The sequence below is a fragment of the Croceicoccus naphthovorans genome (assembly GCF_001028705.1).
Lineage (GTDB): Bacteria > Pseudomonadota > Alphaproteobacteria > Sphingomonadales > Sphingomonadaceae > Croceicoccus > Croceicoccus naphthovorans.
The window spans coordinates 3,135,044-3,153,568 of record NZ_CP011770.1 but is presented as its reverse complement, the minus strand read 5'-3'; the positions used below and the strand labels follow the sequence as shown (position 1 = coordinate 3,153,568).

Annotated in this window: 20 protein-coding genes; 14 read left to right on the top strand and 6 right to left on the bottom strand. The window is 65.2% G+C overall.

Translation table 11 applies throughout. The annotated features are described in order from the left end of the window. Positions 1 to 13 precede the first annotated feature (13 nt). From trbK-alt to AB433_RS15500, 6 genes are read left to right on the top strand one after another with little or no spacing between them, the layout of a single operon-like run. Entirely contained in the window at positions 14 to 265 is a 252-nt protein-coding gene (gene trbK-alt, locus AB433_RS15525; protein ID WP_047822273.1) for a putative entry exclusion protein TrbK-alt, read from the top strand. Next, positions 262 to 1,650 (top strand): P-type conjugative transfer protein TrbL, encoded by a 1,389-nt coding sequence (gene trbL / locus AB433_RS15520; RefSeq protein ID WP_047822270.1) that lies wholly within the window; start codon positions 262 to 264, stop codon positions 1,648 to 1,650. The genes trbK-alt and trbL overlap by 4 nt, the downstream gene beginning before the upstream one ends. Positions 1,651 to 1,656: 6 nt before the next feature. Next, positions 1,657 to 2,340 (top strand): conjugal transfer protein TrbF, encoded by a 684-nt coding sequence (gene trbF / locus AB433_RS15515; protein ID WP_047822268.1) that lies wholly within the window; start codon positions 1,657 to 1,659, stop codon positions 2,338 to 2,340. Beyond that, a complete protein-coding gene (gene trbG / locus AB433_RS15510; RefSeq protein ID WP_047822267.1) occupies positions 2,337 to 3,377 on the top strand; it encodes a P-type conjugative transfer protein TrbG in 1,041 nt (346 codons plus the stop codon). Before trbF ends, trbG begins: the two co-directional genes overlap by 4 nt. Next, the gene (locus tag AB433_RS15505) at positions 3,374 to 4,732 is read left to right on the top strand and encodes a TraB/TrbI/VirB10 family type IV secretion system protein (protein WP_082134976.1); all 1,359 of its coding nucleotides are present in this window, start codon (positions 3,374 to 3,376) and stop codon (positions 4,730 to 4,732) included. The genes trbG and AB433_RS15505 overlap by 4 nt, the downstream gene beginning before the upstream one ends. Further along, a complete protein-coding gene (locus AB433_RS15500; protein ID WP_047822265.1) occupies positions 4,729 to 4,950 on the top strand; it encodes a DUF2274 domain-containing protein in 222 nt (73 codons plus the stop codon). The genes AB433_RS15505 and AB433_RS15500 overlap by 4 nt, the downstream gene beginning before the upstream one ends. A 16-nt stretch (positions 4,951 to 4,966) precedes the next feature. Here AB433_RS15500 and AB433_RS15495 read toward each other — a convergent pair whose 3' ends face one another. The 6 genes from AB433_RS15495 to AB433_RS19625 form a co-directional block, all read right to left on the bottom strand. Further along, a complete protein-coding gene (locus AB433_RS15495) occupies positions 4,967 to 5,272 on the bottom strand; it encodes a hypothetical protein (RefSeq protein WP_047822263.1) in 306 nt (101 codons plus the stop codon). A 59-nt stretch (positions 5,273 to 5,331) separates the two neighbouring features. Continuing rightward, positions 5,332 to 6,231: a LysR family transcriptional regulator gene (locus AB433_RS15490; RefSeq protein WP_047822261.1), complete on the bottom strand. Its 900-nt coding sequence runs from the start codon at positions 6,229 to 6,231 to the stop codon at positions 5,332 to 5,334. A 156-nt stretch (positions 6,232 to 6,387) separates the two neighbouring features. Continuing rightward, on the bottom strand, positions 6,388 to 7,323 hold the full coding sequence (locus tag AB433_RS15485; protein WP_169749373.1) for a FecR family protein: 936 nt from the start codon (positions 7,321 to 7,323) through the stop codon (positions 6,388 to 6,390). Positions 7,324 to 7,400: 77 nt separating this feature from the next. After that, positions 7,401 to 7,943 (bottom strand): sigma-70 family RNA polymerase sigma factor, encoded by a 543-nt coding sequence (locus AB433_RS15480; RefSeq protein ID WP_047822256.1) that lies wholly within the window; start codon positions 7,941 to 7,943, stop codon positions 7,401 to 7,403. Further along, positions 7,940 to 8,728: a secretin and TonB N-terminal domain-containing protein gene (locus tag AB433_RS15475; protein ID WP_082134975.1), complete on the bottom strand. Its 789-nt coding sequence runs from the start codon at positions 8,726 to 8,728 to the stop codon at positions 7,940 to 7,942. Before AB433_RS15475 ends, AB433_RS15480 begins: the two co-directional genes overlap by 4 nt. After that, on the bottom strand, positions 8,725 to 9,399 hold the full coding sequence (locus AB433_RS19625; RefSeq protein ID WP_053059211.1) for an energy transducer TonB family protein: 675 nt from the start codon (positions 9,397 to 9,399) through the stop codon (positions 8,725 to 8,727). The genes AB433_RS15475 and AB433_RS19625 overlap by 4 nt, the downstream gene beginning before the upstream one ends. 166 nt (positions 9,400 to 9,565) lie before the next feature. Between AB433_RS19625 and AB433_RS19620 the strand changes: the two genes are divergently transcribed. The 8 genes from AB433_RS19620 to AB433_RS19615 all read left to right on the top strand — a co-directional run bounded on the left by AB433_RS19620 (position 9,566) and on the right by AB433_RS19615 (position 18,518). Continuing rightward, complete coding sequence (locus tag AB433_RS19620; protein ID WP_169749371.1) at positions 9,566 to 10,522, top strand: AraC family transcriptional regulator; 957 nt, start codon at positions 9,566 to 9,568, stop codon at positions 10,520 to 10,522. Positions 10,523 to 10,816: 294 nt separating this feature from the next. Then, positions 10,817 to 12,484, top strand: a complete 1,668-nt coding sequence (locus AB433_RS15460; RefSeq protein ID WP_082134974.1) for a ShlB/FhaC/HecB family hemolysin secretion/activation protein — start codon at positions 10,817 to 10,819, stop codon at positions 12,482 to 12,484. A gap of 1 nt (position 12,485) precedes the next feature. Next, positions 12,486 to 14,222: a DUF2341 domain-containing protein gene (locus AB433_RS15455; RefSeq protein ID WP_053059209.1), complete on the top strand. Its 1,737-nt coding sequence runs from the start codon at positions 12,486 to 12,488 to the stop codon at positions 14,220 to 14,222. 27 nt (positions 14,223 to 14,249) lie between these two features. Continuing rightward, entirely contained in the window at positions 14,250 to 14,666 is a 417-nt protein-coding gene (locus AB433_RS15450; protein WP_053059208.1) for an ExbD/TolR family protein, read from the top strand. A gap of 18 nt (positions 14,667 to 14,684) precedes the next feature. Next, on the top strand, positions 14,685 to 15,011 hold the full coding sequence (locus AB433_RS20655) for a hypothetical protein (RefSeq protein WP_156170854.1): 327 nt from the start codon (positions 14,685 to 14,687) through the stop codon (positions 15,009 to 15,011). Next, a complete protein-coding gene (locus tag AB433_RS15440; protein WP_047822249.1) occupies positions 15,001 to 15,708 on the top strand; it encodes a hypothetical protein in 708 nt (235 codons plus the stop codon). The genes AB433_RS20655 and AB433_RS15440 overlap by 11 nt, the downstream gene beginning before the upstream one ends. Before the next feature lie 48 nt (positions 15,709 to 15,756). Continuing rightward, positions 15,757 to 17,547 carry a putative porin gene (locus AB433_RS15435; protein ID WP_047822248.1) on the top strand — a complete coding sequence of 597 codons (1,791 nt, stop codon included), beginning with the start codon at positions 15,757 to 15,759 and terminating at the stop codon, positions 17,545 to 17,547. Between the two features lie 470 nt (positions 17,548 to 18,017). Further along, positions 18,018 to 18,518, top strand: a complete 501-nt coding sequence (locus AB433_RS19615) for a hypothetical protein (RefSeq protein WP_053059207.1) — start codon at positions 18,018 to 18,020, stop codon at positions 18,516 to 18,518. Positions 18,519 to 18,525 lie beyond the last annotated feature (7 nt).

Sequence of the window (18,525 nt, the reverse complement as noted above, 5' to 3'; positions counted from 1 at the left end):
GAGGGGACCGCAGATGAGCCGCAGCGCGAAGATCGCAGGCGTAGCCCTGGCCGGCGGCATCTTGATGGCGACCGTCATTGCCATCGCGGTCGATGAGCGCAAGCCGTCGGCTCCGCTGCCATCGCCCGCCGAACTCGCTCCGCGCGATCCCTTGCGCGACGAGCTGGCGCGTTGCCGCACGCTCACAGTGCCGGACAGCGGATGCAATGCCGCGTGGGAAGAGCATCGCCGTCAGTTTCTCGGGCGCGGGGATGATCGGCCATGAATGATACGGGCGTCATCAATACGTTCCTCGACACCTTCAACAACTACATCGACAGCGGTTTCGGCCTACTGGGCGGTGAAGTCGCTTTCCTCTCCACCACGCTGATCGTCATCGACATTACGCTGGCAGGCTTGTTCTGGGCCTGGGGCGCCGACGAAGACGTGATGCACCGGCTGGTGAAGAAAGTGCTCTATGTTGGCTTCTTCGCCTTCGTCATCGGCAATTTCTCCGCGCTCGCGGGCATCGTGTTCGACAGTTTCGCAGGCCTTGGCCTGAAAGCGAGCGGGTCGGCCATCAGCCTTGCGGACTTCATGAAGCCGGGCAGTGTCGCGGCCGCCGGGTTCAATGCGGGCGAGCCCCTGCTGGATGCAGCCGGCGAATTGACCGGACCAGTCGGCCTGTTCACCAACTTCGTCCAGATCGCGATCCTGCTGATCGCCTGGGTCATCATCCTGATCGCCTTCTTCATCATGAGCGTCCAGCTCTTCGTGACGCTGATCGAATTCAAGCTGACCACGCTTGCCGGCTTCGTCCTGCTGCCCTTCGCCCTGTTCAACAAGACGGCTTTCCTCGCCGAAAAAGTGCTCGGCAATGTCGTCGCCTCCGGCATCAAGGTGTTGGTGCTCGCCGTCATTGTCGGCATCGGCAGCGGCCTCTTCGCGCAGTTCGAAAGCGCTTTCGGCGAAATGCCGACCGCCGAGCAGGCGATGTCGGTGGCGCTCGCCGCTCTTGCACTCCTCGGTCTTTCGATCTTCGGTCCCGGCATCGCCACCGGCCTTGTCTCCGGCGCTCCGCAGCTCGGTGCAGGCGCTGCCGTCGGTACCGCGCTTGCCGCAGGTGGGATGGCGGTCGGCGGTGCGATGGGCGCGCGCATGGCCGCCGGCGGCGCTGCCTCCGCTATCGGTGGTGGTATGAAGGCTGGTGCGGCAGCGGCGCGTGGCGGCTCCTTTGCCGCCGGTGCGGCTGCCAGCAGCTACAGCGTGGGTTCACTCGGTAAGAGCGGCGCCAGCGCGGTTGCGGGCGGGGCCTCCGCTGTCGGCCAGGCCGCTGCCAGCGGTGCGGCCAAGGCGGCGATCTCTCCGCTGACGAAAGCCGCTGCCAAGGCTGGCGACGGCATGAAATCCAACTTCCGCTCCGGTGCCCGTGCGGGCTTCTCCGCTTCGGGAGGCAGCATCTCGGGAGGTTCCGGGGCTTCTGGCGGAGCGACCGGTGCATCGGCCGCGGCAGCATCCAAGTCCCCGGGCGGCGGATCGCCGCCTGCCTGGGCGCAGGCGATGAAGCGCCAGCAGGCTCTGCAACGCGGGGTCACATCCGTCACCCACGCCGTGCGCTCGGGCGATCGCGGCGGCGGCGGCACGTCACCCGACATCAGGCAAAAGGACTGACCGCTTATGTTCAAGCGACCCTCTATTCGATACGGCAAGGCTGCCGAGCCGGAAACGCCGTACCAGCGCGCCGCCCAGGCGTGGGACGACCGGATCGGCTCGGCGCGCGCCCAGGCTCGAAACTGGCGGCTGATCGCTTTCGGTTGCCTCACTCTGTCCGCAGGGCTCGCGGGCGGCCTTGTCTGGCAAGGCGCGCGCGGCACGATCACCCCCTGGATCGTCGAGGTCGACAAGCTTGGGCAAGCCCAGACGGTTGCGCCCGCAAATGCCGACTATTGGCCCAGCGACCCACAGATCGCGTTCCATCTCGCCCGCTTCATCGAACAGGTGCGCAGCCTTCCCGCCGATCCGGTGATTGTCCGCGAGAACTGGCTGCGCGCCTACGATTTCACCACGGATCGCGGCGCCATGGCGCTCAATGATTACGCGCGCACCAACGATCCGTTCGCCAATGTCGGCCGCATCCAGATCGCCACCGAAACATCGAGCGTAATCCGCGCATCGGCCGACAGCTTCCGTGTGGCATGGATCGAGCGCCGCTATCAGGACGGTAGTCTAGCCGCCACCGAACGCTGGTCCGCCATCCTCTCCATCACCGTGCAGCCGCCCCGCGATCCCGAGCGGCTGCGGAAGAATCCGCTCGGGATCTACGTCAACGCCATCAACTGGTCGAAGGAACTTGGCCAATGATCATATCCGCATCTTCTCGTCGCCAGTCGCCGTCCCGCGCTTACGCGCTTCCGGTTCTGCTGATTTCTGTATCTACGCTTTCGGCGTGCGCCACCAGCGCGGCGAAGCCGCCCGCAATCCGCTACGACGATGCGCCCGCCATTGCTGCTATACAAACGCCCGTGCCGCCCGCGCCGGTCGAGATCGTCACCGTGCCGGAACCCCTGCCGCTGCCGGGCCAGTTGAAACCGGTCAATGATAGTGCGTCGCCGCTCGAGCCAGCCGATCCCTCAGTGCGCGTCAATCAGGCCAATGCCGCCGCGCGGATGCAGCCCGTGCGCGATGGCTTCATCAATGCGATCCAGGTCTATCCTTGGTCGGACGGGGCGCTCTATCAGGTCTATGCCGCGCCCGGACAGGTGACGGACATTGCCCTGCAGGAAGGCGAGCAGCTTGTCGGACCGGGGCCGGTCGCGGCCGGTGACACGGTGCGCTGGATCATTGGTGATACGGTGAGCGGGTCCGGCGCTTCGGCGCGGATCCACATCCTCGTCAAGCCGACGCGACCCAACCTTTCCACCAATCTCGTCATTAATACATCCCGGCGCACCTATCACATCGAGCTGCGCGCCACGCGAGCGACATGGATGGCCTCGGTCTCCTGGACCTATCCGCAGGACCGGCTGATCGCGCTGCAATCCCAGAATAGTTTGGCGGCGGCGTCAGCGCCGATCGCGACCGGCGTCGACGTTTCCCGGCTCAATTTCCGTTATCGCATCGAGGGTGACGATGCGCCCTGGCGCCCGGTCCGGGCCTTCGACGACGGCGCGCAAGTATTCATCGAGTTTCCCGCCGGTATCGCGCAGGGCGAAATGCCGCCTCTGTTCGTGATCGGCCCGGAAGGCGGCGGCGAGCTGGTCAACTATCGCGTGGCCGATCGTCACATGGTCGTCGACCGCCTGTTCGCGGCAGCCGAACTCCGGCTTGGCGGCGACCGCCAGCAGATCGTCCGCATTCAGCGCGATGATGATGGGCGCCAACGCAGGAGCCGGCGATGACCGGCGCACGCGAACTAGGCGCACATGGCGATGGGCCGGGAAAGGATGAGGGCACTGCCGCAGCGGTCCCGCTGGTCGGTGTGGCGACCGACCATGAAAGCGAGACAGCGCGGGAGGTCCCGCAAGAGACAGAAGAGGGGCAGCACCCGCAAGGGCCGCTGCCGCTCGCCGACCCCGCGGGCTTCCGGCTGCGCGGCGATCCGCCCCGTGTCATGCGACTTTCCCGTAAAGCCATTGCGATCCTTGGCGCTGTGAGCGCACTGGCCGTGGGCGGAGCGCTGACCTTCGCGCTTCAGAGCCGCGATCGACAAGCTCCGGAGGAACTCTACAATACTGACAGCCGCTCGGTGACCGAGCAGGTCGCCACAGCGCCCCGCGATTACAGCCAACTGCCGTCAGGCGTGCCGCAGCTCGGCGCACCGCTTCCGGGCGATCTCGGCGGACCGATTGTCGCTGCACAGCAAAGCAATCCGAACGCCGGTCCCGGGGGCCAGCCACCGGGCGCGCAAGGAATGACGCCGGAAGAACTGGCCGCGCAGCGCGCGGCGCAGGAGCAGGAAACTGCGATTACGAGCCCCCTCTTTCTCGGCGGTCAAGCCGGGGCGACCGCGCAGGCTTCCGGCGAGGGCGCTGCGCGTCCGGGCCTCGATCTTGCCGGCCTAGAGGCGGCGACGCCCGACGCACCCGAAACGGCGGACGGTCCGAATAGACAACGGGCCAAGCGCGAGTTCGTGGAGCGCGTGCCAGAAAGCCGCACGCTCAATGACGCGCACCTCGTCGATCCGGTGTCTCCGCATATCGTGCAGGCTGGCAGCGTCATAGCGGCAGCTCTCATCACCGGCATCAGCTCCGATCTGCCGGGGCAGGTAACGGCGCAGGTGACACAGAGCGTCTATGACAGCCCGACCGGGAGAACCTTGCTCATACCCCAAGGTTCCCGGCTGATCGGTGACTATGATGCGGGAGTCGCGTTCGGACAGCGCCGCGTCCTACTAGTCTGGAACCGGCTGATCCTGCCCGATGGGCGCTCGATCATCCTCGACCGCCAGCCCGCCGGCGACCCTTCTGGCTTTGCCGGTCTCGAGGACAGCGTCAACGAGCATTGGGGCGGCATCCTGCGCGCAGCCGGTCTCTCGACGCTGCTCAGCATAGGCGCCGAGCTGGGCACGGATTCCGATGACGATATCGCCCGCGCCATTCGAGATGGCGGTCAGAACACGATCAATCAGGCGGGCCAGGACATTGTCCGCCGCCAGCTCAATATCCAGCCCACGCTCACTGTCCGGCCCGGCTATCCGGTCCGGGTTCTGGTCAGCAGAGATCTTGTGCTGGCGCCCTGGAGACAGACACGATGACCAAGCTCAAACTCGGAGACATCGCCGAAGACAAGCCCGTCCGCCTTACCGTCGAACTGCCGGCGTCCGTCCACCGCGACCTCGAAGCCTATGGCCGGGTGCTCGCGGAAACGACGGGCGCGGGGCAGCCGGTCGCCCCGCGCCGGCTGATTGCTCCGATGCTCGAACGGTTCATGGCGACCGATCGCGCGTTCCGCCGGCAGCGCGGGCGATCTTAATAGCCTGAGAGGGGTTTTATCGGCCCATGAAGGCATCGAAATTCTCCTCGCCCTCCGCCTCGATAATCGCGGTCTCTGCATTGGCGCATTCGCCGCCGCGCACCATGCCTTCCCGGCATTGCTCGGCGACCTGCCGGGCTTCTTTCAGATTGGCCTCGAAATATTGCGTCCCGCGCGCTTCGTCCGCCGGGATCGGCAGATGCGCTCCAAGTGCGCCGAGCGTGGCCGTCTCGGCCGGCGCGATGACCGGACGTAGCATAAAGCCCGACCCAAATCCGACCATCAGCGCGACGATCGCGATCACCGCTGTCTTTGTGTGCATCTGGTCACTCCTTCGAAATGGTGTTGGGGGAATGGGGAGCGTGCCCCGGGTTCTGACATTCAGGCATCGGGATAGCGTTCGCGGATGAGGCCGAGGAAACGGCGCAGCGCCGGGCTCGTATCGTCGCTGCGCCAGTAGCAGCCATAGTCGATCCGGGCCTGGCCGGTCGGCTCATGCAATTCGCGGAACACAATGCCCGGATGATTGACGCCGAGCGCCGACTCCGAAACCAGAGTCAGGAACCAGCCCGCCGAGACCATCGCCAGCACATTCTCGCGGCTCACGTCCTGGGCCTCGACATCGGGCTCATAGCCCGGCTCGGCTAGCCGTGCCTGCAACAGCCGCATAAGGTCTGGACCGGGGTCTTGCGTGCCGAGGACAAAGGTCTGGCGGCGCAGATCGGGCCAGTAGATCCGCTCGGCCTCGACCAGGGGATGCGTTTCGGGAAGCGCGATGAGCACGCGTTCCGACCATAACGACCGCCGTTTGACGCCAGGGTCGGCAAGCTCGCCGGTCACCACGGCGAGATCGATCACGCCGGCATGGAGCGCATGATGGAGAAAGCCGCGTTCCCGTTCGACCCCGTTCAAGCGCACATCGGGAAAACGGCGCTGAAACTCGACGATCGCGTATCGCAGGTCGCCCGCCGTCAACGAGCTGCAAAAGCCAATGGTGAGTTCACCTGCGTCGCCGCTGCGCATGGCGCGCGCGCGCGTTTGCAGATTGTCGATCTCGGTCAAAATGCGGCGGGCCGTGGCGATAATCGGTGTCCCTTCGGGCGTCACGGCCGCGCCGCGCGTTCGCCGCTCGAACAGCTTCACGCCGAGCCGGTGCTCCAGCAGCCAGACGTTGCGACTGAGCGTCGCCTGCTTGATCCGAAGCAGGGCCGCCGCCCTCGAAAAGCTCCTCATTTCCGCCGCAAGGACGGCGTAGCGTAGTTGTTTCGTTTCCAGCGACACGGCCAACCTCCTATCGGAGGAAGAGCGGACGTTGAGGACCGGCACCCGTTCGAGCCAGTTCTGCCGCTTCCTTTATGCTTCCTCCTGACTGGAAGACCGTCGTTGCGTGTCCCGAACGAAACGAAAATTGTCATTGAAATGCAATAATTCGTCCGGTCAGCTCATCACCACCACGCCGCCGGCGAGATGGCGCGCGTGTAGATTCAGCAATTGCTCGATCTGCGGCACGGCTTCTTCGATGCGGCTGGTATGAAAGATGGCATTGACCTCCAGTCCGCCCAATGCGGTGTTAGCCAGCACGATCTTGCCAGAACGGTAAAGGTTGATCTGATCAACCACCTGGGAGAGCGGTGCGCCTTCGAAGATCAGAAGGCCGCGCCGCCAGGCTGTCACCTTCTCCCCGTCGACCACACTTCGCCGTGTTGCTCCGTTCGAGGCGACGAAGACCTGTTCATTGGAGCGAAGCCAGATCGGCCGGTCGCCGCCGTTGCATTCCACGCTGCCGGAAACGCAGGCGACGCGCACGCCTCCGTCGAGCCGCTGCACATTGAACTGCGCCCCGCGCGTCGATGCGTTCACGGCTCCGGCCTCGACCCGGAAGGCCGCGGCAAGCGGCTCGGCCGTGACGAACGCTTCGCCGGTGACAAGGCTGATGCCCTGTGATCCTTCGGTGCCGCCGCCGATCAACGACAGCGCGGTGCGTGAGTTCATCTCGACCTTGACGCCGCTCACCGGGGTTAAGGCATAGCGCTCGCCGATTGCGGTACGATGATCGGCGGTGAGTTCGGCAAAGGAGGGCCAAAGCCCCAGCGGAGGCCTGGCAATGCCGACCGTCATGACCGCAAGAGCGGCAGTAGTGCCACCAGCCAGCACGGCGCGGCGGCTGACCATCGGCGGTTTCTTATTGTGTTTCGCGACGACCGCATAGCTGCGCACTCCGGCAACCTCCCGAAACGCAGCTTCATGCGCCGGACTCCTCGCACGCCAGGCGGCGAGGCGCGCCGCATCATCGTCGGTCGCAGCGCCCGAGGTCAGGCAGACCACCCAGTCCGCCGCCTCGACGAGCAGACCATTGGCGTCATCGTCACGCATATCTCGATTCGTCATCGGCCGTTGATATCCGGTTGGCGCGTCCATCGCTGGGCTAGCAGCCTCAAATCCTGTTCCTCCTATCGGGTAGACACGCGAGCGGCCCGCTCAGCGAAAGGGTTTTTTCGTCTGGTGCGGCGTGCGCAGTGCAAAATGGCGTTCCGCAGATCCATCTGGATCAGCCGGACGCTTACGCCATAATGCTCTGCCAGTTCGTCATGGGTCATGGTGCCGGTGAAGCTCTCGATGAAAACATGGCGCTGGCGCCGCGTCAGGTCGCCCAGCACGTGCCACACATGGGCAAGTTCGCTGCGAGCGATCGCGATCCGCTCCGGGCCGGGAGCCTCGTCGGCGATCGCAAGAATGTCCTCGATATCTTGGCTTCCAAGCACGCGGCGCTGCTTCGATGCCATCGTTGCGGCCATGTTGACAGCGGCGCGATAGATATAGGCGTCCGGGTCCTTGACCGGCGTATCGTCAGTCAGCTCGCTGAATTTGATCCAGGTTTCGTGCAGCGCCTCGCCGGCGAGATCCTGCGAACCGAGCTTGGCCGCGAGACGATCGCGAAGCTGAGTGTAGCGTGCCGCAAGCGATGTCTTCAGGCCGGCCCGCGTCGCGTTCATCGCCGCCGCCTCCTGCCCTGGACCGCCGCACCCTTGGCCAGACGATCCGTCTCGACCTCGAAGCGCATGGAGCGGGTGAAGCCCTCTGGTGGCGGGCTGCTGAGCCGCATACCCGTCAGGACGCCGCGCACGCGTGCATCCCATTCCGGCTCGGCGCTTGCGCGCAGTAGCCCGACCTCGGATATCCGTCCCGTGGGGTCGACGGTAACGGCGATCTCGATCCTGAAGCTTCGCCCCTCATAGGCGCCGTCCCGTTTCAATCGGTCGAAGATCTCCGCCTGCACGCGCCGGGCATAGTGATTAAAGGCGCTAGGGTCGGGTCTCCCGACCCTGCGCGGCGCCCGCACTTCTGCCATGTCAAGGTGAAGCTGGCCAAGGCCGGCAGCAGCGCCGCTTTTGGAACGATCGGTTGGCGGCGGTTGGCCTTCGATGAAGATGATCGCCGAGCTAGGTCCGGTGAAGCGAGCAGAGAGGCCCGTTCCTTCAAGCAGACGCCGGAGCGCGGCAGGCGCCGCATAGACGCCGCTAAGCGGTGTCGACTGCCGATCGCCAGCAAGGCTCTGGCGATAGATGATGCTGACCCCGCTCACTGTTGCAAATTCGGCGATTGCCTGCGCGACCGGCTGGGCGGGGATGTCGTAGCGATGCTCCTCCATCGCAGTCGTGCTCTGCGCGGCGAGCGGCGTGGCCGCTGCCAGCAAAGCGATGCTCGATACTGCGGCGACCAGAACCGGCAATCCGTATCGTCGCACAACCTTGACCCAATTTTGTGCAACCGCTCTCATCCGAGCCTGAAGGTGACGGGGAGGACGACACTCAGTTGACCGGGCCAACCCTGGGGAAACGCAGGAAGCGGCTGCGCGCGCATGACGGCCGCTACCGCTTCGCGGTCAATGTCCGAAGTGCCCGAACTTTCTCCGACCCAGGCTTGAAGCACCTTGCCGTCTTGGGACATGATGAAATGCAGCAAGACAACGCCCTCGCGGCCCGCATCCTGCGCGGCGGCTGGGTAGATGCGATAGCGCGCCAGGTGGCTTTCCAGCCTTCGCCGGTAGGCAAGGACGTCTGCGCTCGGCAAATCGGCCATTTCACTCGCGTCATCCTGCGCTTCGGCATTGGCGTGCGCGGCATTGGACTCAGGTCCGGCGGGGTGCGGCAGGGCTTCGACGTTGTCTGCCTCGCCGTGTGCCTCCGGCGGCGGCGCTTCAGGGCGGTTGTCGAACGCGTCGCCATCCTCCGCGTGGTCGTCCCGTGCAGGCCCGTCCTCGCGGTCCAGCGGAACCAGGTCGACAACAAGCACCGTCCCCTCGTCGCCGACGGAACGGTCGCGCGCGGGGACGCCCTGGTTCCACGCCCAGAGCAACGCAAAGCCCGCCGCAGCATGCAGCGAAAGCGAAAGAAATCCGCCTATCAGCCGTGTCGAGAGATCTCGACTCATATAGCCCGCGTCACCCATCTGTCACTTAACGGTCCAGCCCGTAGGGAGGGTTTGTCGCGACTTTGTGACAAGCTTCACGGGTCTGCTGGTGCGGTAGCAGGGCCATTGCAGGAAAATCGCTGGCAGCGAAAAAAGTCTTTCGTTCGATTTCGCGAGATTGGTCTTCCAGTCGAGGACCATGACCATGAAACCGAACCTGGCATTCAAACTGGACACGCATGATGCGCAAAGCAGGGCAGTCGCCTTGCCTTCCCCGAGCGCGGACATCGCCGAGCAACCGGCGATGTCCGCGCGCGACGCTGTGGGCCCGGCGATCCTGCGCCAACGCTTCAAACTGGGACCGCTGGACTTCGACTATCGCACCTTTCCGCGCCAGCGCGCCGTCTCGCTTTCGGCCTCCGAAACGACTGTTCACATCGTCCTGCCGATCACGGGAACGGTCGTCGCGGTAAGCAAGGCCGATACATTGGGGTTCGGCGCTGGCTCGGCCTTGTTGCTGGCGGCGAGCAATCGAAATACCGTCGTTTGCACGGCCGGTTCGAGCGCTCTCTTCCTGCATATTCCGCGCGCTGCTATTCAGGCGCAAGCGTCGCGAGCGTCCGGCAAACCGCGTCGTCTCGCGGCCATCGACCACATGTTCGGCTGGTCGATCGAGCACTTGGGTGTGATGTTGTCTCGCGCCACCGCGCCGGGAGCGACCGGTCATCCGAGCCAGGATGATGTTGATTTGGAACGGAGCACGCTCGAAGGTCTTGCGGCGGTGCTCTGGAGCGACCCGGCGGCTGAGACACTGTTTCCGATTGCTCGCTCGGTTGAGCGGGCCGTCGAGCAGATCCGTGCCAATCCTCGGCATAACTGGGCGATTCACGAACTGGCGCAGGCCGCAGGCGTGACCGCCGGCACCCTGCGCCGGAACTTCAGAACCTGCCTTGGCGTCACCGCGACCCAGCTCATTCAGCAAATCCGTCTCGAATGGGTTCGCTCTAGCCTCGGAAGCATGACCGAAAGCCGATCGGTTCAACAACTCGCCCTCGCCGCCGGCTTTGGGGCGTCGGGGATGATGAGCAAGGCCTATCGACGTCGCTTTGGAGAAACGCCGACGCAGACCCGCGCAAGAGCCTTTAGCACAGTGCGCGAATAACCCACCCTTTCGAACCGAAAGGGTTGCACTATCAAGAACGTCCTCGTCATATAACGGGGCGAACATTTTGCTGTGCGAAGTAAATATCGGGATTATTACAATCATAAATTCTATGCAACGTGGTTAGAATCACTTTCCTGTCGAATGCTAGATCATATAGATCTGTAACACAACTTACATAGTATCCGGACTCAATGAGACGAAACGCCGAATGGATGGTATTTGTCCTTGAGGACTCTCACTTCTTCTCCCTAAGAGCCTCCCGCAGTCGGCGCTGCATTGCAGCATGATGCAATGCGCGTCGGCATTGCGACAATATTGACCAATCGCCGTCCGGCCTCGCCGCGACGGCGCATTCGGCAGGGGGTGAAGGTTTTGAGGTTCGACAAGGCACAATGGCGACGTGGGCCAAGCGCCGTGGTGATCGCTGCGGCGCTGGGCTTTGCGGCGACGCCGACATTTGCCCAGGAAGCGGCCGAGCCGGCGGTGACGTTCGACATTCGCGCCTTTCAGGTGAAGGGCAATGACGTGCTGCCGCCCGATGCGGTCGAGCGAGCGATCTACCCCTATATGGGGCCGGACAAAACAGAGGCGGATGTCGAGGCGGCGCGTGCTGCGTTGCAGCAAGCGTTCGAAGACGCCGGCTATATCGCGGTCTCGGTGTTCATTCCCGAACAGTCGGTGGATGGGGGCATTCTCCAGCTCGCGGTGCAGCCGCAGACGATCGGCCAGGTGCTGGTCGAAGGCGCGCGCGATCCCGAGGCGGTTCGCGCCGAGGCGCCCTCACTGACGCCGGGGACGACGCCGAACCTGCCCGAGTTCCAGCGCGACGTGGTGGCGCTCAACCAGAACCCGAGCCGGCGTGTGACACCGGAACTGCGTGCGGGCGAGGCGCCCGGCACGCTCGATGTGGTGCTGACGGTCGAGGAAAGCTCGCCCTTCCATGCGTCGGCCGAGATCAACAACTTCAACTCAGCCGCAACGACCGACCTGCGCGTCGCAGGCACGCTGCGCTATGACAATATGTGGGGGCGCGGCGACAGCCTGTCGATCTCGGCGCAGACCGCGCCCGAACGCACCGACGACGGCACGGTGATCTCCGGCAATTATCTGATGCGCCTCGGCACGGGCACGCAGCTCCTGCTCTATGGCGTCCATTCGGACAGCGATATCGCGGTCGTCGGCGGCACCAATGTCATCGGCCGCGGCAATATGGCCGGTGTGCGCCTGATCCGTTCGCTCGGATCGAGCGACGGCTTCTATCATTCGCTGACGCTCGGCATGGACTGGAAGGATTTCGAGGAGGACGTGCTCCTCGGCTCCGACCGGGCTTCGGCGCCGATCGAATATTTCCCGATCATGGCGAGCTGGCGCGGCGACTGGACCACGGACCGCAGGCGCAGCGATATCACGCTTTCGACCGTGTTCGGCATCCGCGGACTTGGCGATGGCTGGCGGCGTTTCGACGACAAGCGCTACAATGCGCGGCCGAGCTTCTTCACCATCAAGCTCGACGCCAGCCACACTGAAGATGTGATGGCGGGCTTGCAGTTCCACTCGGCCGTGACCGGCCAGTGGTCGCCCGATCCGCTGATCTCGAACGAAGGCTTCTCGCTCGGCGGCATGTCGTCGGTGCGCGGCTATTACGAGACCGAGCATATCGCCGACTATGGCTTCGCTATCCAGACCGAGCTGCGCTCGCCGGATTTCGGCCCGCTCCTTGGCGGTCCGATCGACGAGCTGCGCCTGCATGCTTTCTGGGATTCCGGCCTTGGCGGCATCCACGATCCGCTGAGCGGTCAGGACGATGACTTCGGCCTGTCGAGCGTCGGCCTCGGCGGGCGCATCAAGCTCTTCCGCTACTTCAACGGCGCCGTCGATGTCGGCGTCCCGCTCGTGTCCGGCTCCGAGAGCGAGTCCGGCGAAATCTTCACCCGTTTCCGCATCTGGGGGGAATTCTAAAATGTCACTCTTCACGCGTTTCAAAAGGACCGTGGTTGCAGGCGCGATGGCGCTTACGGCGACGGTCGGGTTCGCTTCGCCGGCCATGGCCTGGTGGGATAGCGAGTTCGCCTATCGCACCCGCATCAATATCGACACGCAGGCTGCTGGCGTCACCGGCGAAGTCATGCGCGCCCCGGTGCTGGTGCGGCTGCATACCGGCAATTTCAATTTCGCCGATGTGAAGGCGGACGGGTCTGACCTGCGCTTCGTCGCGGGCGATGACCGCACGCCGCTTACCTTCCACATCGAGAAGTGGAGCCCGGCAGAAGAACAGGCGCTGGTCTGGGTCGATGTGCAGAACATCCAGCCCGGCCAGGCGGCGGCGATCTATGCCTATTACGGCAATGAGGCGGCCGAGGCCGGCCAGGACGTGGCCGGCACCTTCGGTCCCGATTACCGTGCGGTCTATCACTTCGACAACGAGGGAGCCCCTCGGGACGCCACCGCCAATGGCCTCAATGCCCAGGGCGGTGAAATTCGGAACGCGGGCGGCCTGATCGGCAACAGCCTGCTGCTGGACGGCACGGCGCCGGTCACGCTGCCTGCGTCCGCCTTTGGCAGCGGTCCGCTGTCGGTCAGTTTCTGGGTCAAGCCTGAGAGTGATGGCACGCTCTTTGCGCTTCCGGGCGCGGCGAGCCTGATCCTCGAAGGCGGCCAGCTCTTCATCGAGCAGGACGGCGAGCGTTCGCCCGGTTCGCCGCTGGAGACGGGAAGCTATGCCCATGTCGCGCTGGTCAATGACGGCCAGGCGACGCGCCTGTTCATCGGCGGACAGCCCGCCGGGGAAATTCCCGGCGCGCTCGGTGCTGCGAGCGGCCCGGCCCAGCTCGGCCTCGGCTTTGCCGGTGAGATCGACGAGCTGCGCGTCGCGGGCGCCGCGCTGCCGGTGGCGGCGTTCCAGCTTGCCGCGGCCTCCGAAGGCCAGGGCGCGCGCCTGCTGATGGCGGATACCGCCGAGCAGGTCTCGACCGGCGGCGGCCATGGCTATTGGGGCCTGTTGTTCGGCTCGCTGATGTTCGACGCCTGGGTGGTGATCATCATCTGCGCCTTCATGCTGGCGATCGCCATTGCGATCATGATCAGCAAGGGCCTGCTGATCAGCCGGGTACGCCAGGCGAACGAGGCGTTCCTCGATGCTTATGGGCAGATCTCGCGCCGCGCGGGCGATCATAACGGGTTGCCGGCTTTCGATGCCGGTCCCAGCGCGCAGGGTTCGACGCTGGCGCGCCTCTATCGGATCGGCAATCGCGAGCTGACCGAACGCCTGCAGGAAGGCCGCGCGTCGCAGTCGCGCTTTGCCCTGCGCGCCAACTCCGTGGCCGCGATCCGCTCGGCGCTCGATGCAGGGCGGGTGCGCGAGGGGCAGAAGCTCCATTCACGCCTGGTGCTGCTGACCATCGCCATTTCGGGCGGTCCCTTCATCGGCCTTCTGGGCACGGTGATGGGCGTGATGATCACCTTCGCTTCCGTTGCGATGGCGGGCGAGGTCAATATCAGCGCGATCGCGCCGGGCATGGCGGCGGCGCTGCTGGCGACGGTGGCGGGCCTTGCGGTCGCGATCCCGGCCCTGTTCGGCTACAACTACCTGCTCTCCCGCATCGAAGAGATCACGGCCGACCACGAGATTTTCGTGGACGAGCTGGAGAAGCGCATCGCCGAGACCTGGCAGGACGCTCCCGCTGCACAGGCCGCCTGAGCCCCACACGGATAAGGAGTTCAAGCCATGGCCATGCAGGTCGGGGGCGGCAAGAAGCCCTATAACGAGATCAACATCACCCCGTTCGTCGACGTGGTGCTGGTGCTTCTCATCATCTTCATCCTGATGACCACGGCGGCCGTCCAGGGTATCCGGGTCGATCTTCCTACCGCCTCTTCGGCTCAGGTGCTCGAAGCGCAGAAGTCGCGGGTGATCGCGGTCAGCAATGACGGGACGGTCTCGATCGACGCCATCCCGGTCTCGCTCTCCGAACTGGAGAGCGAGCTGCGGCGCAGCATCGCCACCACGCCTGACCTCGCGGTCATCCTGCGCGGCGACCGGGCGGTGCAATACGACCGCATCATGCAGGTGCTCGACATCTGCTCGAAGGTCGGGGTGCCCAGCCTCGGCATGGCCTCCACGCGCCCGCCGGGCGGAGCCTGAGGGGAGAGGTGATGATCCATGCGACTTCGCATCTTGCGCTTTCTCGACCGGGCAAGAGACAGGCGGCCAGTGGTGCGCATTACGCGCTCCAGCTCTCACAGGCGGCGCAGCCCCTGGCGGTCAATGCTGCTCCTCGCGCTTACCGTTCTCCTGATCGCCGTGCTGCTGGCGTGGTGGCAATCGTCGCGGGAAGTGCCGTCCGGGTGGATAGCCGAGATCTCGGCCAGACCAGCTCCACCGACACCCGAAGCGGAGGCGCTGCCGGCGCGGCTCGCTACCTCCTGGATGGCGATGCCGGGCACCGGATCTCGAACCCACGGCAAGGGAGGCGATCATGGCCACTAGCGCGCTGATCGCTCCCGGTGGACCCAATGGGCCTGATCGGGGCCGCAGGCAGTCTCCGCTTACTTTCGGCCGTATTCTGGTCGTGGTGGGGATCGGGCTCGCCCTGGCTCTGGTCTGGAGCCTCTGGCCGAGCGAGACGATCACCGAGCGGCCCAATGAGAGGAAGACGACGACGGTGGTGCTGCCACCTCCGCCGCCCCCTCCACCGCCGCCCGAACCGCAGCAGGTCGAGCAGCCGCCCGAGCCGACCGTGGCCCCCCCGATCGAGCAACCGATGGATACGCCGCCGCCCGAGGCGAGCAGCGATCCGGCACCTGGCGATAGTGCGCTCACGGCACGCGAAGGCGCAGGGCCGTCGAACTACGGCCTTGCCGCAGGCGATGGCGGCGGCACGCGGATTGGCGGACGGCCCGGCGGCGGCGGCGATGCCTTCGCAGCCTACGCGACTGTGGCGCTCAACGGCATTCGCCAGGCGGCCCAGTCCGACCGCGACCTGTCACGTGGCCGCTATAGCGTCCAACTCGCGGTCACTGTCGGTCCCGACGGGCGCATCACCAATGTCCGGGTCATCGGCGGCGGCGATGACCGCCGCAACCGGCGGCTGCGCGAAGTGCTGACCGGCTTGCAACTCTCTCAACGTCCGCCCGCCGGCCTGCCGGTGATGCGGATCGAACTCAACGCCCGCTCGGGAGCCTGATGCATGTCCGCTCAGCACCCAGCGATCACACTCTCGAAGGGGATAATCATGAACCGCCTTTCCAAATCGTCCAGCCGGCTCAAGGCCATGCTGATGGCCTGCGCGTCCGGCGCCGTGCTGATCGCCTCGCCCGCACTGGCGCAAGACGGTGGCACCACCGTTGATCCGCAGCTCTTGGTGGAGCAACTCGTGGCCGAGGGTGTCGTTACTCGCGAGCAGGCCGATCGCATGATCCGCAACGCCACCGTGCCCGCGCCGCAGACCCAGGCTCAGGCTCCGACGCAGCCGCCGGTCCCGCCGGGCGGTGTCGCGGCCGATGGCACGCAAACCATTCCTTATGTGCCGCAAGTGGTGCGCGACGAGATCAAGGAAGAGCTGCGCGCCGAACTCGGCAGCCAGGCGGCGGCCGAAGGCTGGTCGCGCCCCGGCGAAACGCCGGAATGGACGCGCCGTATCTCGCTCTATGGTGATGTCCGCGCCCGCTATGAGGGCATCTTCATGGATGACGGCAATGCCGACATCTTCGAGGATTTCGGCGCGATCAATCGCGGCGATCCGCAGAACATCAACGATTCCGATCCCGCCTACATCCCGCCGCCCTTCCTCAACACGCTTGAGGATCGCAATCGCTTCCAGCTCCGCGCGCGGCTCGGCATCAAGGCGCAGATCGCTGATTGGGTTTCGGCCGATGTGCGTATCGCGACCGGCAATGACCGCACCCCTGTCTCCACCAATCAGACGATGGGAACCTTCGGCGGCGGGGGTTATGAAATCTGGCTCGACCGCGCTTCGATCCAACTGACCCCGACCGAAAGCATGGCGATCGACATCGGCCGGTTCAGCAATCCTTTCTGGACCTCCGAACTATTGTTCGACCAGGACATGAACTTCGACGGCATCGCCGTCTCGGGACGCGGCAATGTCGGCGACAGCTTCGCGCTGTTCGGCACGGCGGGTGCCTTCCCGGTGTTCAATACCGATCTCAATTTCGGCTCGCGCAACGCGCCCGAAGGCACCGGCGGTCCCTATGAGAGCCAGGACAAATATCTGTTCGCGGCCCAGGCGGGCTTCGAATTCCGTCCCACGGATGAGATCAATGTCCGCCTCGCGGGCGGCTATTTCCACTACGACAATGTGGAAGGTCAGGTCTCAAACCCCTGTTACTGGTATGAGCTGACCTGCTCGACCGACGCGTCGCGTCCGGCCTTCCAGCAGTTCGGCAACACCATGTTCCCGATCCGCGACGTTATCTATGACGGCGCGCCCGACCCGACGCTGCTGCCCGAAAACCAGTATTTCGGGCTGGCGTCGAAGTTCGAGATCCTCAACATCCACGGGGCGCTCGAATATCGGCCATCGAACCGCTTCGCCGTCCGGCTCGAAGGCGACTTCGTCAAGAATCTGGGCTGGGATCGCAATGTCCTGACGGCGCGTGCGGTCAACAATCTCGGCCCGCAGATCACCATCCCCGATCCCGACAACACCAATGGCACCATCACGGTGGACGGCCCCTATGTAGGCGGTGACACCGGCTGGCACGTCCGACTTGCGATCGGATCGGCGCTCGATGCCGGCCAGGGCAATGTCACGGGGGCACGCGAGGGCGACTGGAACGCCTGGCTGAGCTACCGCCATCTGGAATCCGACGCGGTGCTCGACGCCTTTGCGGACAGCGATTTCCACATTGGCGGAACCAACGCCAAAGGCTGGCAGATCGGCGGCAACTACGCGATCGCGCCCAATGTCCTGTTCGGCGCGCGCTGGATGTCGGCTGAGGAAATCGCCGATGCGCCGTTCTCGGTCGATCGCGGCTTCATCGATCTGTTGACGCGGTTCTGAGGCCGATGTCGACCGCGACGCTCCTTATCCTCTCGGCTCGTCTGCGCGGACATGCCCGCGCGGACGGGTGTCGTGGCTCGGCTCCGTCCGCCCCCCTCAGCGGACGGAGCCGGGTCGCCATGGGAGCGTGGGCGTCGCAATATTTGCAGAATATCTTTACCCTTCGGTTCCGGCCTGGCCGAACCGGAACCGGTCCGCTCCGTGATGCCCTTCCCGGACGGACCTCAAGGCAGGCCGGTTCGTGCGCGGAACGCGACCCTCGCGCCCGAGCCGGCCTGCCCGGCTGCGAGACCGTACGGCCCGCCGCGACGATGCAAGGCTCCTTGCCGCGAGCAGAGGAGCACCGGCCTGCCGCCGATGTATCCGGCCCTTCCTTCAAGCCTCCACTGGCCTGCGCGGGTGCGCGCTTCCCCTTTGCACGCACCCGCGACCTTTTGGCCCGGCCGAACGACCCATTCTCTATCGGACAGATGATCGTCACGCTTTGCCAGACGGCAAAGCGGCGGGCCGGTGCGGGGCTTGTAAAACTCCCGCAAGCTGCCCGCTCCGGCCTGCTGGCGCTGGTAACGCTGTCCCTGGGCGGCAGCGGCGCCTGGGCGCAGGAGACCCCGCCCGAACGATCCGCGCCTGACGAGACTTCCGATGCCGCCACGGCAGAGATCCATGGCCCGGTAAGGATCGGCGGCGACACGGCGCCGCAACCTTGCGTCCAGGTGGATGTCGGCGGCTATCGCGCCGGCCATCTCGACTGCGCGAGCCAGCGGCTCGAGGCGGCCGCACGCATTGCGCAGGCACAAGCCCGTTCGGCGATCGAGACGCCCGTGATCGATGCGACCTCGCCCGATGTGCAGACCGGCGTCGCCAATCAGGCCGCGACCCGGCTGCGCATGGGCAATGCGCTCGGCAATTCGGTTCATCCGCAGCGGCCGAACCGTCCGGCGCCGATGCCGCGCGGAGGGTTCCGGCCATGAAATCCAG